The sequence below is a fragment of the Dermabacter vaginalis genome (assembly GCF_001678905.1).
GTDB classification, from domain to species: domain Bacteria; phylum Actinomycetota; class Actinomycetes; order Actinomycetales; family Dermabacteraceae; genus Dermabacter; species Dermabacter vaginalis.
Window position 1 is genome coordinate 1,147,831 of the sequence record NZ_CP012117.1, and the last position, 20,111, is coordinate 1,167,941.

Here is a 20,111-nt window from a genome sequence, read left to right on the forward strand (position 1 = left end):
GTGCGCGTGAAAGGCCTCATTAAGCGCGAGGACATCGTGGCCGTGCGCGAGCGCGCGAACCTTGAAGAGATCGTGTCCGAGCACGTGTCGCTCAGGAGCGCGGGCCTTGGCTCGATGAAAGGGTTGTGCCCCTTTCACGATGAAAAGACGCCGTCGTTCAACATTCGCCCCGCGATTGGCCGCTACCACTGCTTCGGCTGCGGCGAAGGCGGGGACGTGATCGAGTTCGTGCAAAAAATCAACCACATGAGCTTTACCGAGGCCGTCGAATATCTTGCCTCGCGTTATGGTGTGCAGCTTCGCTACGAGGAATCTTCGTCGAGGGGCGATCGCGATTCGGGACCGCGTACCGACTTTGGTACCCGCCAACGTTTGCTCGCCGCACACGAGGTCGCGGAGGAGTTCTTTCGTGAGCACCTCACGGGCCCCGAGGCTGAGACCGGGCGTCGTTTTCTCGCCGAGCGAGACTTCGGCCCTCGTGCCGCCGCTCATTTCGGTATCGGATTTGCCCCGCAAGGGTGGGACAACCTTACGCGGCACCTGCGCGGACGCGGCTTCACGGAAAAGGAATTGACGCTGAGCGGGCTCGTTTCCGAAGGTCAGCGCGGCGTGTACGACCGATTCCGCGGCCGCCTCGTGTGGCCGATACGCGATGTGACGGGCAAAACGATCGGCTTTGGAGCGCGCCGCCTTTTTGACGACGACAAGGGCCCGAAGTACCTCAACACCCCCGAGACCCCGATCTACAAGAAGTCGCAGGTCCTCTACGGTCTCGACCTCGCGCGAAAGAACATTTCCTCAAAGCGCCAGGTGGTCGTCATGGAAGGCTACACCGACGTGATGGCGGCGCATGCGGCCGGAATCGACACGGCCGTCGCCTCGTGCGGCACCGCGTTTGGTTCCGAGCACGTCACGCTCGTGCGCCGCATCATGGGAGATACGTCGGCGCTGAGCTCGCTGAACCTCGCGAGCGGCGCGGGCAGTGCTTTTGCCGGTGCTGGGGGAGAGGTGATCTTCACCTTCGACGGAGATGAAGCGGGCCAGAACGCCGCCCTCAAGGCATTCCGCGAGGACCAACGCTTTGTTGCCCAGACCTATGTCGCCGTGGACCCCCAAGGAATGGATCCGTGCGATATTCGCGTCAAGCGAGGGGAAGAAGCGCTCAAAGACGTGATCGCTGCGCGCATTCCCATGTTCGAATTCGCGATCCGAGCGGCGCTGCGAAGCGTGGACCTCGATACAGCCGAGGGGCAGATCGCGGGGCTGCGCATGGCCGCGCCGGTCGTGGCACAGATCCGTGATCACGCGCTTCGGCCCGAATACGCCCGCAGACTTTCGGGCTGGCTTGGCCTCGACGAGAGGACGGTGCAACGAGCGGTTCAAGACGCGGGCAAGGCGGTCTATGAACAACGCCGGATTGCGCAGCAGGCGTCGGAAAACGCCCCGGAAGGCCCGGGTCACGGCAGTTCCGACGCTACCCACGCACCCGAGGAGTCTGAACCGTTACTGTCGCCCATTCGCCTGCGGGATATCACGCAAACGCGCGACCCGATCGAGGCGGCCGAGGTGCAGGCGCTCGCGCTCATGCTCCAAGCACCCTGGGCTGTCAGCATTGAAGACGTCCATGCTCTTCCCGATGAGCCTTTTCGCACCGTGACGCTTCAAAGTGTGTGGGATTGCGTGATTGCGACCGGTCTCTTTGACGACGCAGCCGAGAACAAGGTGAGCGTTCGCGCATTCGTCGAGGCAGTTATGGAAATCGCAGGGGAGCCGCTCAGGCCCCTCATCGGTGATCTTGCCTCATACCCGCTTCCCGCGCGCGACGAGCAACAGCTCAATCGCCTCGGTCCCGCGCTCATGCGGCGTCTCCAGCAATTGAGCTACACGCACGAGATCTCGGAGCTTCGCCGGAAACTCGGCAGGCTTACACCCGATCGGGATGCCGAGGAATTCCGCGCGACGATGACCGCGCTACAAGTAGCGCAGCAACGGCTCCGGGCGCTCAAGGAGTAGGGGAGACGCGCAGTCGTCGGCCAACTCACAACTAGCCGACGAGGTGGAGGCGGCGAGGCTCCTCACCGCTTGCGGCGGCGCGGAAGCTCTCCAGTTCATGATCCCAGGCCTCGCCGAGGGCCTTACCGATCTCATGGTCGATGCGGGCGGCGTCGCCAGACCCTGCCGCGAGGCAATAGCGGATGCGATCCTCGGTGAGGGTGACGTTGCCCGCGGCGTCGATTGCTGCGTGGTGAATGCCGAGCGAAGGCGTGTACATCCAGCGCGAGCCTTCTTCCCCGACGCTCGGTTCTTGCGTGACTTCGAAGCGCACGCCGTCCCACCCTCGAAGCGCAGTCGCGAGGCGTGCGCCCGTTCCTTCGGGGCCGGTCCAGTTGATCCCCATGCGCAGCTGCGAGGGGTCGCCTTCGTGGCGATGCCACTTGACGCGCACGGGCACGCCAAGAACTCCGCTGACGGCCCATTCAAGGTGAGGTGCAAGGGCACGCGACACGGAGTGGATTGTGAGGGTTCCACGAGCCATGGGCTTACCTTTCGTATCAATCGAAACGTCTTCCCCACGATTCGCGTTGATACCTGTTGCGGCCTGGCTCGGGCCTCTGAACAGTCTAGAGGGTTTCGCGGATTGCCCGCAATGCCTTCTTCTTTTCGCTCTTCTCGAGGCCATCGATGTAGAGGGCGCCATCGAGGTGACCAACCTCGTGCTGAATGAGGCGCGCGACGATGCCTTCGCCTTCGAGCGTGACCTTCTTGCCGTCAAGGTCGATGCCCTCGCACGCGGCTTTCGCCGAACGCTCACGTTCGAACCAAAGCCCAGGCACGGAGAGGCAGCCCTCGTCGCCGCCTTGCTTCTCGTCCGAAAGGTACGTGATGACGGGATTGAGGATGTATCCGAGCTCGCCATCGATATTCCATGAGAAGGCCCTGAGGCTCACGCCAATCTGATTGGCGGCGAGGCCGGCGCGGCCCTCCTCGTTGACGTTTTCGAGGAGATCATCCACGAGGGCACGCACGCCGGGCGTGATCTCCTTAATCGGATCGCATTCGGTGCGCAGAACCGGATCGCCAACGACGCGGATATCGCGTTTCGCCATTACTTCTCCTCCTCGTGGGATGCGGCGGCCTCAGGCTCGCCAGCGTCGCTGATTGTGTGGCGCACCTCAGCGCCCGGAACAACGGTGCGTTGAATCGTGCACGCAGCTTCAATGACACGGTCGATCACGGACGCGAGCTTTTCTCGCTCGCGCTCGTCGAGACCGGAAAGATCCAACTGAATCGACTCGTCAATGACATGGTAGCGGTCGTCCTTCTCCTCGGACGTACCGTGCGCATAGAGCCTCGCCGCGAAGTCTTCACCGAGACGACGCGCCACCGCGTGATCCATCGACATGCCCGCGCACCCAATGAGGGCAAGCTTCAAAAGCTCACCGGGGCTTACGCGTCCATCCTCAAGCCCGATGGGGATCTCGACCCCACTTTGCGTGCGGCCGACAAACTGGCGCGTCGCGACCCTATCGACCCACACGCTGCCGGGACCGAAGCCCTCGGGGCGCTCGAACGTCTCGGGCGAGTGAACGCTCATAGGTGACTTCCTTCCAGCCGCGAGCGGCTTTTCGCCGCTTTTCGAAAAATGAAGGCCCCGGGTTTCCCCGGGGCCTTCGGTTGCTCCCCCAATTGGACTTGAACCAATAACCCTTCGATTAACAGTCGAATGCTCTGCCGATTGAGCTATGGGGGATCGACTCGAAATACATTAGCAGCGACCGCCCTCAGATCGCCAATTCAGAGGCCAGATCCGGCCAGGATGTGCCAAAGGCCACGCTGGCGCCCGCCACGGAGCCTCAACTTTCCAAGGAACCCCCCGAGCGGCGATAATGGAGCGCGCATACGGGCCCGTAGCTCAGTCGGTTAGAGCACCGGACTCATAATCCGTCGGTCGTGGGTTCAAGCCCCACCGGGCCTACCATATGCCCAGGTCACACCGTGTTTTTGGGCGTTTTTCGGCTTGATTTTTCGCGAAATCTTGCTGATCGTCCGCTTATTGTCCGTTTTGGTTTTGCTGCAACGCTTCCAGGGCACGCTGGGGCACACCGTGGGTGGAGTAGTGGCGCTCTGCCACTTGGATGGTGTTCCCCATGAGGGATTCACGATCCATTCGTGAAAGGCCTGACTCTTCTAACCTGCGTTCAACAATGCGGCGGAAAGTATGTGAACTCATCTCTGGGTGCCCGGCATCGGATAGTGTGCGTCTAAGTGACCGGGTGAGGGCGCGGGGGTCGGGGACGTTACCGGTTCGAGCCGTGGCGAAGACAAACTCCATTTCAGCATCTGTTGCTCCAGGCCTCATGCGCAGTGAAAGCTGCCGTTTGAGCACTTCGCACGCTTGCTGCGTGAGCGGGATAGAGCGGTAGGAGAGCTTCGACTTCAGCCGAGGCTCCCATCGACGCTCGCCATCTTCTGTATGGATCTGGCCGCGCAGGTGGATCGCTGGCGGGTCAGTTTTAAGATCGACGTCTTGCCAGCGCAGCCCGGCGATTTCTCCGATACGGCAGCCGGTTTGGAGAAGCAGCATGATGGCGTCAGAGGAGTTATTACCTTGGGCGCGCGGGTCATTCATCACCGTATCCATGAGGGTCGCGATTTCCTCATCGGTGTAGGCGCGGTCTTTATGAACCACCTGCGGGTTTTTGCTGACTGCGCCGTCGCGGGGAAGGCGTAGCCGGTCAAGTGGTGATGGTGGCGGGGTGTCGGTTACATCGCCATCGGCGATCTCCCATAGTTTTCGCCAGATTGTCAGGACGTGCTTGCGCTCGCCCGTCAGCCTTTCGCGACCAAGGCGCAGCAGCTCGTCGGTGAGCTGGTTTCTCGTGATGTCGTCGATCTTGAGGTCGGCGAGCGGGCTATTGAGTGCGTAGGTTTTTGCTGTGTAGCGATATTTCGTTCTCGTGGCGCTGGAGCGTTCGCGCTCGAGAACACCTGCGTCGATTCCATCAAGGTAGCGCTGCGCGTACTCACCGAGGGGCTGTCGAGAAGAGCGCTCCTCGATTTCTCGCGCAAGCTTCTCTTCTGCCTCGCGCATTTTGAGCTTGATCCGGTGTTCGATCGCGCCTTTCGTAGGGCCCGAGACCATGAACCGGACATCTCTGCCGTTGCTGAGTTTTGCGCGCGCTCTAGCCCGACGCGGAAGAGAGGAAGGCTTGACCCCTTGAGCTTCGCCTCCTCCTCAATGACCCATTTCCCTTCGAGCTTCACCTGGTGCGAGATGGTTCCGATTTCTCCGGGCGCGAGGGACTGGCGTGGTATGGCTGTACTCCAGGTGGATCAAGGCAAGGTCGCTCTTAGTCTCTCACCACGAGAAGGCTTCTAGCCCTTGGCGGTACACAAAATTGCATCGGCCAGTTTGAAAGGAAGCGTCATGGGATACCGCAAAAACCGCGACAGTAACGGAAAGCGTCGCTGTCCAAGCGGCAAAGTTATCTACGGATCGCGTGGCGAGGTGCAAAAAGCGCTCGACAACGGGCGATGGGTTGGCAAGTCTGGCCTGCACAAACACCCCCAGGAAGCCTATTTCTGCAAACAGCGCAAGCGGTGGCACCTGACGAGCATGACGCCGGAGCAGTCTCAGGCGTGGCTTGAGCGCCAGCGGCGTAAGCGTGAAAGGGAAAACCGTCGGCTTGATTTAGCTTTGGAGCGCTAGAACCCCTGGAAGGCCGGAGGTTGTGAAGCGTCCTGGATTTAGTTCTTACCTCAGCTAAGGAAGGATTGAACTATGCCTAGAAGGTATTCCGTCGAGTTCAAGGAGAAGGCGGTCCATCAGATCATCGAAATGGTCCGCTTGGAGTCTTGCTCACTGCAACGCGCCTACACGGAGGTTGGTGAGCTCCTTGGAGTATCTCACCACACGTTGCGGGCTTGGTACCGTGACAGCGCTTCAGTACGTGATGACTCTGACGCTTCAGGCGGCGAGACAATGGAAGAAGAGCTCAAGCGTCTGCGCCGTGAAAACCGCGAGTTGAAACGAGCAAACGGGATTCTTAAGACTGCTTCGGTTTTTTCGCAGCGGAACTCGACCGACCCACGACCAAATGATCTCCTACATCGACACGTATAAAGATCAGTTTGGGGTCGAGGCCATCTGCCGAGTCCTTAAACAAGCAGATCGTGGATTCATTACTGGCTCTTCAGAGCTGAGTGTGGGCGCGCCGGTGGTGCGGGGTAGCTGGAGGTAGGCGTCGAGGTCCCCGATGATGAGCGGACTCTTACCTCTGCTCGCACCAAGGACCTCGACAATGCTGAACTCTACGTGCGCTACACCCTCATCTGGGAAGAGCCTCTTAAGGGCGTGGAGGTTGGAGGTCTGACGGTGGGTGGGCTTGGATGCCTCGAGCCCGGGGCGCTCGACGCGCCAAAGTCCGCGGCCGCCGGCCTGGATCGCTCACAGGTCACCGGAGCGGACGAGTGCGTAGGGCTGGGAGCGGCCAATGGACATGATGGTCTGCACGCCCTCCAGCGTCATGAAGAGGGGCGTGGCGGTCACCGGCTCTCTGGAGGGCCTGATTACTCGGGGATCTCGCTGAGTTGGGCCTCAATCCGATCCAACCGCTCGGTGATGTTGCTTAGGTGCTCCACGATGAGTTGGTTCGAACCATCGATCGCCGTCGCTGTTTCGCGTCGTGCGCTGGTGACGGTGCCTACCACCCAGACGGTAAGAACAACGAAGATCGCGAGTGGTATTGCGGCGGCGAGGATGACAACAAATACGGTAGTGGTAAGTGTCATGAAGATTCCCTTTCCTATTCTTGATTAATCAGGCGCACAATGTGGTCTGGAGTTATTTCAAGCTGAAACGGAGCGACCCAGTAGTGTTTCCTCACTCGGCTCTCTCCGAGCTGTTCCAGGCCGCTCTCGATGAGTCGAGCAGCTTCCAAGCGGTTGAGGTGCTGGTAGAGCAGTGGCCGAGACATCCCGAGTCGGCGGGCCAGCTCACTGACATGGGTCGACTCCGTCTCTAGAGAGGCGATAATTCGCAACCGAGGCTCACTTCCGAGAGCGCTGAGTATCTGAGCGAGCCGTGCTGCGTCCATTACCCCTCCGGATCGTAATCGAACGATGTCAGGTGTAAGTATATGCTTACAGTCAGCGGTGCGCAAGTTCTGCCGGGTCTGGCGGAGACGCTGGCTGCTCACCCGGGGTGGCCGGTCGGACTGCGGGCCGGCCTGCACCGCCGGCGAGTACGGGAGGGGTCGACCTCATGGGGTCGCCTCCTCCTTGCGCGCGACGAGCTGCGAAGTCTCCTGGGGCCTGACCCTTGTTCGACTCTTCACCGTTGCGGTGGGGAGTGAGGGGTTCGGCGGGTTGAGCGGCGGGTAGGGGTCGAGGTCCCCGAGGATCAGGAGCGACCAAGCTGCCCGATTTGTTCGCGAGGACCTCGACGTGTCTCACGCTACGGGGTGCGCCGACGCGCGCACGACCACCAATCCCTGCGCTCGCTGCGATCTTCTGTTCGGGCTCGATGGCGTTCGAGTCGAGCGGGTTGATCGCGACCCGATCACCATGCGGGTGACGGTCTCGACGCCCTGGCAGCTGGCGTGCTGCCCGGACTGCGGGGTCGTCGTGCTCAGCCGCGGCCGGCGGGTGCGGGTGCTGCGCGACGTGCCGCACGGCGACGTTCGGGTCCAGATCGTCTGGCGGCAACGACGTTGGCGCTGCGGCGAGGTCGAGTGCCCGCGGGGGACGTTCGCCGAGCAGGTCCCGACCCTGGTCGCCGCTCGCGGCGTCCTGACCCGCCGCGCGGTGTGGTGGGCAGTCGGACAGCTGCGCCGCGAGCACGCCACGATCGCTGGGCTCGCCCGCCGGTTGGGGGTCGGCTGGGCGACGCTGTGGCGCGCGGTCAAGCCCGAGCTCGAATGTCTGGCCGGTGACCCGACCAGGTTCGCCGGTGTGACGTCCCTGGGGGTCGATGAGCACATCTGGCACTACGGTGACGTGCGTGAGCGCGGCCCGAAGGAGTTGACCGGGATGGTCGACCTGACCCGTGACCAGGCCGGACGCGTGCACGCCCGGCTCCTGGACTTGGTGCCCGGCCGCTCGAAGAAGGCCTACACCGACTGGCTGCTCAACCGCGGCGTCGACTTCCGCGCGCGGATCGAGGTCGCTGCCCTGGACCCGTTCGGTGGCTACAAGTCCGCGATCGACGCCGAGCTCGCCGACGCCACCGCCGTCCTGGACGCGTTCCACGTCGTCAAGCTCGGCACGCAGGTCGTCGACGAGGTACGCCGCCGAGTCCAGCAGGACACCACCGGGCACCGCGGCCGCAAGGGCGACCCCCTGTTCGGAATCCAGACCATCCTGCGCGCCGGCGCCGAGAACCTCACCGACCGCCAGCTCGCCCGCCTCGAGACCGCGATCTTGGCCGATCCCGCCCACGAGGAGGTCTACGTCGCCTGGCGCTGCGTCCAAGACCTCCGAGCCGCCTACCGCGCGAAGGACACGACCAAGGGCCGTCGCCGCGCCGAGAAGATCCTGGACGCGTTCCACACCTGCCCGATCCCCGAGGTCGCCCGCCTGGGACGCACCCTGCGCCGCTGGCGGCAGGCGTTCTTGGCCTACTTCGACACCGACCGCGCGAACAACGGCGGCGCCGAGGCCGTCAACGGCATCATCGAGCTGCACCGGCGCCTCGCCCGCGGCTACCGCAACCGCGACAACTACCGCCTCCGCGTGCTCCTCGTCGCCGGCGGACTGATCACCTGATCCCTATCGGAACGGCGAAGAGCCTCATTACTTCACGCGGCTACCGCAAAGCCTCTACACGTGTTCCCAGTGCAAGGGCCTTAAGCGATAGCCTGCTTATCCCAGAGATTCAGCGTGTGCATGCGCAGAATTTCTCGGTCTACGGCATCCGCAAGATGTGGCACGCGATGAACCGTGAAGGCTTCCATATTGGCCGCGACAAGACTGCACGACTGATGAAGCTCGCTGGTGTTTGTGGCCGCAGGCGTGGACGAACCCCTGTGACAACGATTAGCCCGAAGGCACCGGATCATCGCCCAGACCTTGTACAGCGAGACTTTCGTGCACAAGCGCCAGGCAGGCTTTGGGTTGCCGACATTACCTATGTTCACACCCCTGTCAGGATTCGCCTACACCGCGTTTGTCGTGGATGTCTACAGCCGAAAAGTTGTTGGTGTTGCTACACGCTCGACGATGCGTACCGATGCGCTGCCCATGGAGGCTTTGGAGCATGCGTTAACGACTGCACGGCGAATTCATGAAAACCAGTTAATTCACCATAGTGATCGGGGCAGCCAGTACGTGTCACTGAAGTATTCCACCGCGCTAGCGGAATCCGGAATCCGTCCGAGTGTGGGAACAGTCGGGGATTCTTATGACAATGCTCTAGCCGAAACAGTCAACGGCCTCTACAAGGCGGAACTGATTCATGCTCAAGGTCCGCGGACGTCGGTCGGAGAAGTCGAATTGGCCACCTTGCGGTGGGTGCATTGGTGGAACACCAAGCGTCTTCACGAAGCATTGGAGTACGCCACCCCACAGGAAGTAGAAACCGAGTACTATCTCACCCAGCCCATCAACACAGGGCCGTAAAAGAAGCGGAACCAAACCCAGGACGCTTCAATCGGGAGCGTACACGAGCCCATTGTTGATGAGGTTGGCACGGGCGGGGCCTTTTGGAACACTGCCGCTACGTCAGAGCCCGAAGGCTCCGCCGCTGACGAGGATCACGATGCCGAGGCCGATGAGAACGATGGGAAAGAGGATGTCCTCCCAGCGTTCGAGCACTTCCGCGATCGGGGGGCGGGTGGCGACGAACTTTGCCAGGGCCACCAGGACCCCAACGAGCACGAGGAAGATAACGATGTAGGTGACCACTGCGAGAGGTTCCACGCTAAGGAATACAGGGGTGTAGACACCGATGTTGTCGCCGCCATTGGCAAAAGTGACGCCTGCGACTGTCCAAACGCCGACCTTCTTGCCGGCAACCTTGGCCTCGTCGTCATCGTCGTCATCGTCTCCGCGCCAGGCTTGCCATGCGGACCAGAGGCCGATGCCCAGCGGGATGAGACCAAAGTATGGAATGACTGCCGGGGGCAGAAATGCTCCGGCGCCGATGGTCACAAGGATCGCGGCGACGAGGATGCCGGCAAATCCGAGGTACTGGCCGGCCAAAATACGGGCGGTGGTGCCGCTCTGGCGTGCCCCTCGCGCGAAGAAGAGGGAGAGCACGATGATGTCGTCGATGTTGGTAGCTGCGAACAGGCCTATCGCCTGCAAGACCGTGGTGAGGTTCATGCGTCCACCCCAGCTACGTTGCATTCGGGAAGCGAGCAGGCGGGGTCGATGCACGGGGCGTCTTCGTCTACTGCCAAGGTGGCATCGACCAATGTAGTCAGCGCCTGCGCCAAGTGTGGATCGGCGATCTCGTATCGTGTCCGACGACCCTCGGGCTCGGAGACGACGATCCCACAATCGCGCAAGCATGCCAGGTGGTTGGACACGTTCGAGCGTGTCAGGTCCAGATCTCGGGATAGTTCCGCCGGGTAAGCGGGATGGTCGAGCAGGGTCAAGATGATCCGGGATCGAGTAGGGTCGGCCAGTGCACGACCCAGGCGGTTCATTACGTCGAGACGCGAAGCAATAGTCAGCATGTACTGAACTATACAGCGAGCACTGAATTAGTCAAGTTCCGGGTAGCGGTGCAGCTGTGTGTGCTGCTCAAGAGACAGTGGAAGGAGCAGAGATGGCAGAGATTCCGGCAAAGTTGCAAAAACTGCGTCGCCAGTTCGAGATTCTAGTTGCGCACGAGCCTGGCGTAGTTCGGGAGATCGGTTTTCAGGCCCCAAGCAATGATACGAACGGGACAAAACTCGATGGCCTCATCATCTTGAACCGGGAAGGCTCGAACAAACTTATCTACCTCATCCGCAGCCTCGACTCGATTCCCGTTTGCAGCGGGGACACCTCGGGGTTCGACGACGGTTCGCGCCGCCAAGGAGAACCTTGCCGGATGGATTGCCGAGAGGGACAACGAGGGAGACAACACTGGCGACGGTGCATACTTGGTTGCACCACGCTCGTTTCTGATGATCGGCCCATGTGCGATTTGTGCCGCGCCCAAGGAAACCGAATTGGCTCGAATTTCCGTAGCTTTGAAAGTTTCCGCTCGAACCGCAAGTCACCGGAGGTGCTCACCTTTGACGAGCTTGTCGAGCGTTCACGGTGGAGCGTGGAGCTTGCCGAGAGGCAGGAAGAGGCGGAAGCGGAATTTCCTGGCTTCCCGTTATAAGGAGCGCTTCTGCTCACGTCAAATAATTGACTTCTGTCGTGTAATCGGAGTCGGAACCCGGTGTGACCGGGGAGTAGTCACGAACCCGGTACAACTGGTCGGGGAGTTTACTGAAAGCTCCCACCGGGGGAGTAGGGGTTTCGTACGGGATCCATCGGTACTCCTCAAAACTAAAGAAATCTGCTCGCTTAAAGCATTTTGCTGCACGAGGTTATGCGCCCTCGTATTTCGGGCTCGGGCTCGGTCTCGGGTGGGTGGCGTGTGCATGGTTCGGGTTATATGCCCACTCAAGGAAAGCCGGTCATGGACGCTAAGACCCTCACGCACGCCAAACGCCTTAGCCGCTTCTCTGTTATCGCGGCGGTGATCTTTGTGCAGCCCTCACACTTGTCATTACTCCGGCGCGGGCGCTTGCCCACGGTGAAGGTGTGCTCCAGATCGGGAACGAAGCGCTCACGGGCGAAGGGCATGGTGGCCGTTGGTGAAAGCACGCCGGTGCTTCGAGGGTCAGATGGGTCGGTCGTCTTGGCAAATGGAACGTTTGATTCGTCCACTTCGACGACCTCAAAGTGCTATGGCAACGTGAGCAGTCAAAACAGGTTCGTGCCGGTGATCCGGTAGACATCCAATAACGCGATCAGGAAGTTCCAAACGAAGCCGCCGAGCGGGTTTTTCGAGGACATTCAAAACACGATCGACTCTGCTCTCTACATGGCCGCGATGATCCCCGCGCTCGTTGGTATACCTGCGCAAATGCGATGTATGCGATTTTGGTTGACTCACACACGGGCATATCCGTCGGTCGCGGGTTCAAGCCCCGCCGGGCCTACATCTCACTCCTCTGTGCGGCGAAAACGGGGCCCGACAACCGTCGGACCCCGTTTTTGTGTGTGTATAAAGTGCGCGAGTTACGCGCTTGCGAACACGACCGACATGTCGTGGCCGCCGAAGCCAAAGGCGTTGTTGATTGCAGCGATGTCGCCGCTCGGAAGTTCGCGCGGCTGGCCGTTCGCGATGTCCATAGTGACGCCCTCGTCGAGGTTCTCGATGTTGATCGTGGGCGGCACCATGCGGTTGTGGAGTGCGAGGATTGAGAAGATTGACTCCACGGCGCCCGCGCCGCCGAGGAGGTGGCCCGTCATCGACTTCGTGGAGGTGACGACGACCTGGTCGGTTTCGCCCTCGAGGGCGATCGAGATGGACTCGAGTTCGTTGAGGTCGCCGAGCGGGGTCGACGTGCCGTGCGCGTTGACGTGGACGACGTCGCGAGCGGTCAGACCAGCATCAGCGAGCGATTCGCAAATCGCGCGAGCTTGGCCTTCGGTGCTCGGGGCGGAAATGTGGTGGGCGTCGGAAGCCATGCCGCGGCCCGCGAGGTAGGCGTAGATCTGGGCGCCGCGGGCCCTTGCGTGCTCCTCGGTCTCGATGACCATGATGCCCGCGCCTTCGCCGAGCACGAAGCCGTCGCGGTCGCGGTCGTAGGGGCGCGAGGCGGTCTCGGGCGAATCATTGCGAGTTGACAGTGCACGGATGTTCGCGAAGCCCGCGAGGGGGAGTGGGTGCACGCAGCCTTCGGTGCCGCCGACGATCGCGATGTCGGCGCGGCCGCTGCGGACGAAGTCGAGGCCGTGTGCGAGCGCCTCGGCGCCCGAGGCGCACGCCGAAACGGGCGTGTGTGCGCCGGCCTTCGCCCCGAACTCGATTTCGATGTGGGCCGCAGCGGAGTTCGCCATGAGCATGGGAACGGTGAAGGGATTGACTCGGCGTGCGCCGCGTTCCTTCACGGTGTCCCACTGATCGAGGATTGTCCACACACCACCGATGCCGGTGCCGACCACAACGCCGAGGCGAAGTGGATCGACCTCGGGGCTACCCGCGTCCTTCCATGCCTCGCGCGCGGCGATCATCGCGTACTGGCCGTTCGGGTCGAGTTTCTTTGCCTCGGGCTTTGAAAGGTGATCGAGCGGATCGCCCGCAACCGTGCAGGCAAAATTCACGGCAAGGCCGTAGCGCTCAGCCCAGTCATTCTCGAGCGTGTGAGCGGTTGAGGTTCCCGCAAGGGCAGCCTTCCAGGAGCTTTCAACGTCGACTCCAAGCGGGTTGAACGTGCCGAGGCCGGTGACAACAACGCGAGGGCTCTCGCTCATGGGTTCTCCTTGCAGGCGTGAGGGAAAAGGGCGAAAAGACTACGGTGCGCACCCGCCGCACAAGGGCGAGCGCGCACCGGCAAAAAATCAGGCCTGAGCGTTCTCGATGAACTTCACGGCATCGCCAACGGTGACGAGGTTCTTGACCTCTTCGTCGGGGATGCGCACGTCGAACTTCTCTTCAGCGTTCACGACGATGGTCATCATCGAGATCGAGTCGATGTCGAGGTCGTCGGTGAACGACTTGTCGAGCTGAACGTCAGCGGTCTCAACACCGGTCTCCTCGTTCACGATCTCTGCGAGGCCGGCGAGGATTTCGTTTTCGGTGTGTGCCATGGAGGCTCTCCTTTGTGCTTTACGAATTAAATCAGCGGCATTAGCCTACAGCGCAAAACCTGAAGGTTCAGGTTCCGACGGCTGCAAGTTTGACGCGTGTCTCGCTACTACCGGTCGCTTCCTGCCCCGGGTTCTTCTTCAAAGAACCTCCTCTTTGGGCGCGGCTTCGACCAAGCAATACGGGGCACGCGTTACGGCAAAACGACGATCTGGCACGCGTAAGCGAGCCCGGCGCCGAAGCCGATTTGCACGCACACGTCACCGGACTTCGCCTGTCCCTCGTCGAGGAGACGATGAACGGCGAGCGGAACAGACGCGGCAGACGTGTTGCCCGTGTCGGCGATGTCGCGGCCGATCACGACGCTCTCGGGAAGCTTAAGCTGCTTGGCGAGTTCATCAATGATGCGCATATTGGCCTGGTGCGGCACAAACACGTCGATGTCGTCAACGGTGAGGCCTGCTTCGTCGAGCGCCTTGCGGACGATCTCGGCGGTGTGCCACACGGCCCAGCGGAACACGGTGCGGCCATCCTGCTCGAGCGTTGGGAAACCGAGCTCCGGCTTGTCCCGATACTCGAGAAGCGAATGGGTCATGCGGATCGTTTCCCAGTGCTCGCCGTCACTGCCCCAAATCGTGGGGCCGATCTTCGGCTCGTCGCTCGCCGAGATGACTGCTGCGCCCGCACCGTCGCCGAGAAGGAACGAGATCGAACGGTCGGTGGGGGAGATGAGGTCCGACAGCTTCTCGGCCCCCACGATGAGCACGTTCTTTGCCGCGCTCGAGCGCACGAGAGCATCGGCCTGGCCCACCGCGTAGCAGAAACCCGCGCATGCCGCCGAGATGTCGTAGGCAACGGCATCCTCAATACCGAGACGAGCGGCAAGCAGAGTTGCCGCCGAGGGAGTCTGATACTCGAACGAGATCGTCGAAACGATGACCGTGTCGATATCCGCAGCGCTGATTCCGGATTTTTCGATCGCCTCGCGCGACGCTTTCTCGGCGAGGTCGATCACGTGGGTGCCTTCACTTGCGCGCTTGCGGGTCACGATGCCCGTGCGGCGACGAATCCATTCATCAGAAGAATCAATCGGTCCGGCGATGTCGTCATTCGTGACAACGAGGTCGCCGCGTGCAGCGCCATAAGCGAGGATCTGGGAGCCCGCAACGGGCTTTGAGGGGCGAAGTGTCACCACCGAAATTACGCCTCCTTTGAGGTCTGGCCGGCGTGCTCGCGGACGAAATCGCGCGCGGCATCGAGCTGGTCGGGAGTATTGAGATCGAAACGCGCGATGGACTTCGCGTCGCGCTTGACGAGACCCGTGAGGGTCCCGGCGGGCGCGAGCTCGAGCATGCCCGTAACCCCCTCGGCCTCGAAGGTGTGCATGCACGCGAGCCAATCAACCGTGTGGGCAACCTGCGTCACGATCGAGTCCAAGAATGCCTGGCCGTCGCGAACCACGGCACCGTCGGCGTTCGAAATCACGGGAATCTGCGGCTGACGTACCGAGTAGTCGCTCATGCGCGCGGCAAGCGCCTCACGGGCACTCGCCATGAACGGCGAATGGAACGCACCGGCAACCTGAAGCGGGATCACTCGCGCCTTAGCTGGCGGATTCTCCCTCAGCGTTTCGAGCTGTGCGAGAGAACCCGCGGCAACGACCTGGGCAGCCCCGTTGATGTTGGCGGGCACGAGACCTGCGGCCTCGATCTTCTCGAGCACCTCCTCGCGCACACCGCCCACGACTGCAGCCATACCGGTTCGTTCCGCGGCAGCAGCTTCGGCCATGGCTTTCGATCGGTCGCGCACAAACTCCATCGCATCGGTCTCCGTCAGCGCGCCGCTGAGGCCCGCGGCGGCGACCTCGCCCACCGAGTGGCCGGCATAGAAATCGGGGCGTGGCACATCGAGAGCGCCGAAGAGAACGCTATGCACAATGAGGCTGGAGGCGACAAGAAGCGGCTGTGCGATAGCCGTGTCGCGGATCGTGTCGGTATCCGACTCGGTCCCGTGCTTCACAATGTCGACGCCCGCGGCCTCACCGAGCGAGCCCGCGTATTCGGCCACGCTATCGATGTCGAGCCACGGGGCGAGGAATCCGGGCTTCTGGGCGCCCTGTCCGGGCGATGCAATGACGAGCACGCCACTGTCCTTTCACATGTCTATCGGGACGAGGCCGCTTCCGTACGGAGCGCGGCCTCAAACATTGCGAGGGAGGCGTCGGACCCCACCCCCGACGAAACTGCCAGGTGCGCGGCGTGCGCGAGAGCCGCCTGAAGTGAGCGTTCCACCTCGCCCCAGGCTTTCACGTGCGTGCCGCGTCGCCCGTCCGTCTCCACAATACCCGCCGCTGCGAGCGACTTGACGGCCTTCGCGGCCGTGTTTGGCGCGACGTTGCAGGCCTCAGCGAGCGCGCGCACGGAGGGCAATCTCTCACCCGGGGCGAGAGTGCCCTCCGCAGCGGCGTTCGCTATCGCATCGTGGAGCTGCGCCGCAGCATTCGGCGCAGAAGCGTCGATGTTCAGCCAGGGCAGATCAGCGGTCACGACGCTCAGGCGTCCCCGCCCGCACCGCCGGACGTGCCGGCATTGACGTTGAGCAGGTCGTACTTGTCGATAGCCTGCTTGACGACCGAAGGATCAATCTTGCCCTGGTCGGCGAGCGACTTGAGTGCGCGCACGACGAGCGACTCGCGGTCGATGTGCAGGTAGCGGCGACCGGCGGCGCGGGTATCGGAGAAGCCCCATCCCTCGGCACCAAGCACGGCGTAGTCGTTCGGGATCCACGGGCGGATCATGTCGGGAACGAGGTAGTCGAAGTCCGTCGTTGCCACGAACGGGCCTTCCGCACCCTTGAGCTTCTCCACCATCCACGGGGTCTTCGGCTCTTCCTCGGGGTGGAGGAAGTTGTGCTTGTCGGCCGCAAGGGCGTCGTTACGCATCTCGCTCCACGACGTCACCGACCACACGGCCGAGCGCACGCCCCAGTCCTCATAGAGCAGGTCGCGAGCTTCGCGAGTCCACGGAACCGCGACACCCGAAGCCATGAGCTGCGCGACAGGGCCATCGCCCTCCTGGACCTCGTCGACCTTGTACATGCCCTTGATGATGCCCTCGACATCAACGTTTTCAGGCTCAACGGGCTGGTGAATCGGCTCGTTGTACACGGTCAGGTAGTAGAAGACCTCCTGGAGGCGCTCCTCGTTATCGCCGTACATGCGCTGGAGACCATCGCGCACGATATGGCCGATCTCGTAACCGTAAGCGGGATCGTAGATGATCGCCGCGGGGTTCGTGTAGGCGAGAAGAGGCGAGTGGCCATCCATGTGCTGGAGACCCTCACCCGCGAGGGTGGTTTTACCGGCGGTCGCGCCGATCACGAAGCCCTTGGCCATCTGGTCGCCCGCGGCGTAGAAGAAATCGCCGGTGCGCTGGAAACCGAACATCGAGTAGAAAATGTAGAACGGCACGAGCGGCACTTCATGCGTCGAATACGAAGTACCCGCGGCAGTGAAGGCAGCGGTCGAACTGATTTCGTTGATGCCCATGTGCTTGATCTGTCCCTGCGCCGACTCCTTGTAGGCAAGGAGAAGATCGCGGTCCACAGAAAGGTAGTTCTGACCCTTCGGGTTGTAGATCTTCGCGGTCGGGAACATCGCGTCAAGGCCGAACGTGCGCGCTTCGTCGGGGATGATCGGCACCCAATACTTGCCGGTCTCCTTATCGCGCATGAGGTCCTTGAGCAGGCGCACAAGCGCCATGGTCGTGGCGACTTCCTGCTTGCCCGAGCCGCGCTTTGCGACGGCCCAGGTTTTTTCGCCCGGAACGGTGAACGTTGCCTTCTTGTGGCGGTTGTCGGGAACAACGCCGCCAAGTTCAGCGCGACGCTCGCGCATGTACTGCATTTCGGGGGAGTCCTCCGCCGGCATGTAGTACGGCTGATCGTAGAGATCCGCTTCGAGTTGCTGATCGGTGAACGGAATATGCAGCGTGTCGCGAAGCTGCTTGAGATCATCGATCGTGAACTTCTTCATCTGGTGCGTGGCATTGCGGCCCGCGAACTTCTTACCGAGCACGTAGCCCTTGATGGTGTGCACGAGAATGACGGTCGGCTTGCCGTTTTTCACGGTCGTCGCGTGCTTGAACGCTGCGTAGATCTTCTTCGGATCGTGGCCGCCGCGCTTGAGACCCCACCAGATATCGGCATCGCTCATGTCTTCGACGAGCGCCTTCGTGCGCGGGTCTCGGCCGAAGAAGTTGTCGCGGATGAAGCCGCCAGATTCGGCGCGGAAGGTCTGGAAGTCGCCATCCGGGGTCGTGTTCATCAGGTCCACGAGCGCACCCTCGGTGTCTTCGGCGAAGAGCTTGTCCCAGCCCTCGCCCCACACGACCTTCACGACATTCCAGCCCGCGCCGCGGAACTGAGCTTCGAGCTCCTGAATGATCTTGCCGTTGCCGCGCACGGGGCCGTCGAGGCGCTGAAGGTTGCAGTTGACGACGAACGTGAGGTTGTCGAGTTGCTCATTCGCAGCGATGTGGAGGGCACCGCGTGACTCGACCTCGTCCATCTCGCCATCGCCAAGGAAGGCCCATACGTGCTGTTCGCTCGTGTCCTTGAGGCCGCGGCTGTGGAGGTAGCGATTGATCGAGGCCTGCTCAATGGCGTTGACGGGGCCAATGCCCATCGACACGGTCGGGAACTGCCAGAATTCCGGCATCGCGCGCGGGTGCGGGTAGCTCGGAATACCGCGTGGGTTCGACTTTTCCTGGCGGAAGCCGTCGAGATCCTGTTCGCTCAGGCGGCCCATGAGGAAGGCACGCGAGTAGATGCCGGGGGAGGCGTGGCCCTGGAAGAAGACCTGGTCGCCGCCACCGCGATGCTCGCGGCCGCGGAAGAAGTGGTTGAAGCCCACTTCGTACACGGTGGAGATCGAGGCGTAACTCGAAAGGTGGCCGCCTACCCCGATCTCGGGGCGCTGGGCGCGATGCACCTGCATCGCCGCGTTCCAGCGCACGGCTCGGCGGATCGACTTTTCGATCTCGAGGTCGCCGGGGTATTCGGGCTCGTCCTTCGCCGCGATCGTGTTGACGTAGTCGGTGTTTTCCACGCTTGGGACGTCCAGGTCCCGCTCGCGTGCGTGCGTGAGGAGGTTGCCGACGATGTGCGAGGCGCGCTCAGCGCCGCCGTTCGCGACGACCGCGTCGAGCGATTCGAGCCACTCCCTCGTCTCTTCGGGATCCACGTCGTTTGCGTGGCTGGGAAGACCGATTCCTTGACGCCCGGTGATGTCGTTCGAGTTCACGCTTTTGTTCTCCCTCATGGTGTGGGTGAAAAAGGGGCTGTGCCTTTGGGCCCGCCTTTGTGTTCATCTAGCGTATAGCGTGCGCCCGAGAGGGACGTGAGCGCGTGAGAGTGAAAGGTGCCGTGGGTCTCACCGAGTACGGTTGTTTCTCGTATCGTTTTTTGTGAGTGACACCGCCATGGACCTTCGGTACAGTTGGAGCGTCCCGAGATCCCCATCTCATTTTCCGACCTCCGAAGGAGTCGCCCCTTGTCACCGGTTGCAGCTTCGAGCGACAACCTTGCCGAAGTTTTTGAGTTCCACGAAGGCCAGCTAGTGCAGGAGTTCGGGTACGACGACGATGTAGACCTTGACCTTCGCGATGCCATCGAGGATCTCATCGATGCTGACCTCGAAGACGAGTATTCACGCGAGATCGTGGATGGCGTCATCATGTGGTGGCGCGATGGCGATGGCGACCTCACCGACGGTCTCGTGGATTGCCTTTCGAGTCTCGTTGCGGGTGGGCCGGTGTGGCTTCTTACGCCGAAGCCCGGGCGCCCAGGTCACGTGGATCCCGCCGACATCCAGGAGGCGGCGAACACCGCGGGCCTTCGCGGCATGAATGCGGTATCGCTTGGGCCGGATTGGTCGGGTACGCGTCTCGCCTCGCGCTCCTAAGTGCTGTGGGGCAGGCGGCGTGATTCTTGGCTGCCTCTCGTTTTGCCGAATCCTGCATGTCGTGGGATGATGTCCCGCGCGGGTCTTTAGCTCAGTTGGTTAGAGCGCCACGTTTACACCGTGGATGTCGGGGGTTCGAGTCCCTCAAGACCCACGTAAGATGAGAAAATCGAAACTTGCCCCGCCTGATGGCGGGGCAGTTTTGTTTCTGCGGTGACGTGCGCCGGGGCGTCGATGCTGGTGTGGGCGTGGACGGTGGGGGTGGTCTGCTCGGGTGTGTAGGTGGCGTTTTCTTCGTCGTCGATGGTGATGCGGGTGAACAGGGCGCGGTTGAGGATGCAGCACCCACGC

At 62.0% G+C, this 20,111-nt stretch carries 19 protein-coding genes, 3 tRNA genes and 2 pseudogenes; 9 read left to right on the plus strand and 15 right to left on the minus strand.

Features of this window, described 5'->3' with window-relative positions; genetic code table 11:
* The first annotated feature begins 6 nt into the window (after positions 1-6).
* Positions 7-2,013, plus strand: a complete 2,007-nt coding sequence (gene dnaG, locus DAD186_RS04920) for a DNA primase (RefSeq protein WP_065247746.1) — start codon at positions 7-9, stop codon at positions 2,011-2,013.
* 31 nt (positions 2,014-2,044) lie between these two features.
* On the opposite strand, the gene DAD186_RS04925 is transcribed toward dnaG, so the two are convergent.
* The 4 genes from DAD186_RS04925 to DAD186_RS04940 form a co-directional block, all read right to left on the minus strand.
* The gene (locus DAD186_RS04925) at positions 2,045-2,536 is read right to left on the minus strand and encodes a DUF3145 family protein (protein WP_065247747.1); all 492 of its coding nucleotides are present in this window, start codon (positions 2,534-2,536) and stop codon (positions 2,045-2,047) included.
* Positions 2,537-2,621: 85 nt separating this feature from the next.
* Complete coding sequence (locus DAD186_RS04930) at positions 2,622-3,107, minus strand: peptide deformylase (RefSeq protein WP_065247748.1); 486 nt, start codon at positions 3,105-3,107, stop codon at positions 2,622-2,624.
* Positions 3,107-3,595: an OsmC family protein gene (locus DAD186_RS04935; protein ID WP_065247749.1), complete on the minus strand. Its 489-nt coding sequence runs from the start codon at positions 3,593-3,595 to the stop codon at positions 3,107-3,109. The genes DAD186_RS04930 and DAD186_RS04935 overlap by 1 nt, the downstream gene beginning before the upstream one ends.
* A gap of 83 nt (positions 3,596-3,678) precedes the next feature.
* Positions 3,679-3,751, minus strand: a tRNA-Asn gene (locus DAD186_RS04940).
* Between the two features lie 151 nt (positions 3,752-3,902).
* Here DAD186_RS04940 and DAD186_RS04945 point away from each other — a divergent pair.
* Positions 3,903-3,979: transfer RNA gene (locus DAD186_RS04945), tRNA-Ile, on the plus strand.
* Positions 3,980-4,051: 72 nt separating this feature from the next.
* Here DAD186_RS04945 and DAD186_RS04950 read toward each other — a convergent pair.
* A complete protein-coding gene (locus DAD186_RS04950) occupies positions 4,052-5,143 on the minus strand; it encodes a site-specific integrase (RefSeq protein WP_065247750.1) in 1,092 nt (363 codons plus the stop codon).
* A gap of 285 nt (positions 5,144-5,428) precedes the next feature.
* On the opposite strand from DAD186_RS04950, the gene DAD186_RS04955 reads away from it, so the two are divergent.
* Positions 5,429-5,710 (plus strand): hypothetical protein, encoded by a 282-nt coding sequence (locus tag DAD186_RS04955; RefSeq protein WP_065247751.1) that lies wholly within the window; start codon positions 5,429-5,431, stop codon positions 5,708-5,710.
* A 72-nt stretch (positions 5,711-5,782) separates the two neighbouring features.
* Positions 5,783-6,227: pseudogene (locus DAD186_RS04960) on the plus strand (transposase); the annotation flags it as partial.
* Between the two features lie 343 nt (positions 6,228-6,570).
* On the opposite strand, the gene DAD186_RS04965 reads toward DAD186_RS04960, so the two are convergent.
* Positions 6,571-6,792 carry a hypothetical protein gene (locus DAD186_RS04965; protein ID WP_016664486.1) on the minus strand — a complete coding sequence of 74 codons (222 nt, stop codon included), beginning with the start codon at positions 6,790-6,792 and terminating at the stop codon, positions 6,571-6,573.
* Positions 6,793-6,806: 14 nt separating this feature from the next.
* A complete protein-coding gene (locus DAD186_RS04970) occupies positions 6,807-7,097 on the minus strand; it encodes an ArsR/SmtB family transcription factor (RefSeq protein ID WP_016664487.1) in 291 nt (96 codons plus the stop codon).
* Positions 7,098-7,446: 349 nt separating this feature from the next.
* On the opposite strand from DAD186_RS04970, the gene DAD186_RS04975 reads away from it, so the two are divergent.
* Both DAD186_RS04975 and DAD186_RS10830 read left to right on the plus strand, forming a co-directional pair.
* On the plus strand, positions 7,447-8,766 hold the full coding sequence (locus DAD186_RS04975) for an ISL3 family transposase (RefSeq protein ID WP_157457088.1): 1,320 nt from the start codon (positions 7,447-7,449) through the stop codon (positions 8,764-8,766).
* A gap of 17 nt (positions 8,767-8,783) precedes the next feature.
* Positions 8,784-9,618: pseudogene (locus tag DAD186_RS10830) on the plus strand (IS3 family transposase); the annotation flags it as partial.
* Between the two features lie 102 nt (positions 9,619-9,720).
* On the opposite strand, the gene DAD186_RS04985 reads toward DAD186_RS10830, so the two are convergent.
* Entirely contained in the window at positions 9,721-10,323 is a 603-nt protein-coding gene (locus DAD186_RS04985; RefSeq protein WP_065247752.1) for a cadmium resistance transporter, read from the minus strand.
* Positions 10,320-10,679, minus strand: a complete 360-nt coding sequence (cmtR, locus tag DAD186_RS04990; protein ID WP_065247753.1) for a Cd(II)/Pb(II)-sensing metalloregulatory transcriptional regulator CmtR — start codon at positions 10,677-10,679, stop codon at positions 10,320-10,322. Before cmtR ends, DAD186_RS04985 begins: the two co-directional genes overlap by 4 nt.
* Before the next feature lie 92 nt (positions 10,680-10,771).
* Between cmtR and DAD186_RS11145 the strand changes: the two genes are divergently transcribed.
* Positions 10,772-11,317 carry a hypothetical protein gene (locus tag DAD186_RS11145; RefSeq protein WP_236886293.1) on the plus strand — a complete coding sequence of 182 codons (546 nt, stop codon included), beginning with the start codon at positions 10,772-10,774 and terminating at the stop codon, positions 11,315-11,317.
* A gap of 908 nt (positions 11,318-12,225) precedes the next feature.
* Here DAD186_RS11145 and DAD186_RS05005 read toward each other — a convergent pair.
* The 6 genes from DAD186_RS05005 to aceE form a co-directional block, all read right to left on the minus strand.
* A complete protein-coding gene (locus DAD186_RS05005) occupies positions 12,226-13,464 on the minus strand; it encodes a beta-ketoacyl-[acyl-carrier-protein] synthase family protein (RefSeq protein WP_065247755.1) in 1,239 nt (412 codons plus the stop codon).
* An 87-nt stretch (positions 13,465-13,551) separates the two neighbouring features.
* Positions 13,552-13,800: an acyl carrier protein gene (locus tag DAD186_RS05010; RefSeq protein WP_055087801.1), complete on the minus strand. Its 249-nt coding sequence runs from the start codon at positions 13,798-13,800 to the stop codon at positions 13,552-13,554.
* Positions 13,801-13,991: 191 nt separating this feature from the next.
* The gene (locus DAD186_RS05015) at positions 13,992-14,993 is read right to left on the minus strand and encodes a beta-ketoacyl-ACP synthase III (protein WP_065247756.1); all 1,002 of its coding nucleotides are present in this window, start codon (positions 14,991-14,993) and stop codon (positions 13,992-13,994) included.
* A gap of 5 nt (positions 14,994-14,998) precedes the next feature.
* Positions 14,999-15,940 carry an ACP S-malonyltransferase gene (locus DAD186_RS05020; protein ID WP_065247757.1) on the minus strand — a complete coding sequence of 314 codons (942 nt, stop codon included), beginning with the start codon at positions 15,938-15,940 and terminating at the stop codon, positions 14,999-15,001.
* Between the two features lie 20 nt (positions 15,941-15,960).
* Entirely contained in the window at positions 15,961-16,344 is a 384-nt protein-coding gene (locus DAD186_RS05025) for a GntR family transcriptional regulator (RefSeq protein WP_065247758.1), read from the minus strand.
* Between the two features lie 5 nt (positions 16,345-16,349).
* Positions 16,350-19,118 (minus strand): pyruvate dehydrogenase (acetyl-transferring), homodimeric type, encoded by a 2,769-nt coding sequence (gene aceE / locus DAD186_RS05030; RefSeq protein WP_418235826.1) that lies wholly within the window; start codon positions 19,116-19,118, stop codon positions 16,350-16,352.
* Positions 19,119-19,349: 231 nt separating this feature from the next.
* Between aceE and DAD186_RS05035 the strand changes: the two genes are divergently transcribed.
* A complete protein-coding gene (locus DAD186_RS05035) occupies positions 19,350-19,760 on the plus strand; it encodes a DUF3052 domain-containing protein (protein WP_065247759.1) in 411 nt (136 codons plus the stop codon).
* An 80-nt stretch (positions 19,761-19,840) separates the two neighbouring features.
* Positions 19,841-19,914 (plus strand) — tRNA-Val (locus DAD186_RS05040).
* Positions 19,915-20,111: the final 197 nt, after the last annotated feature.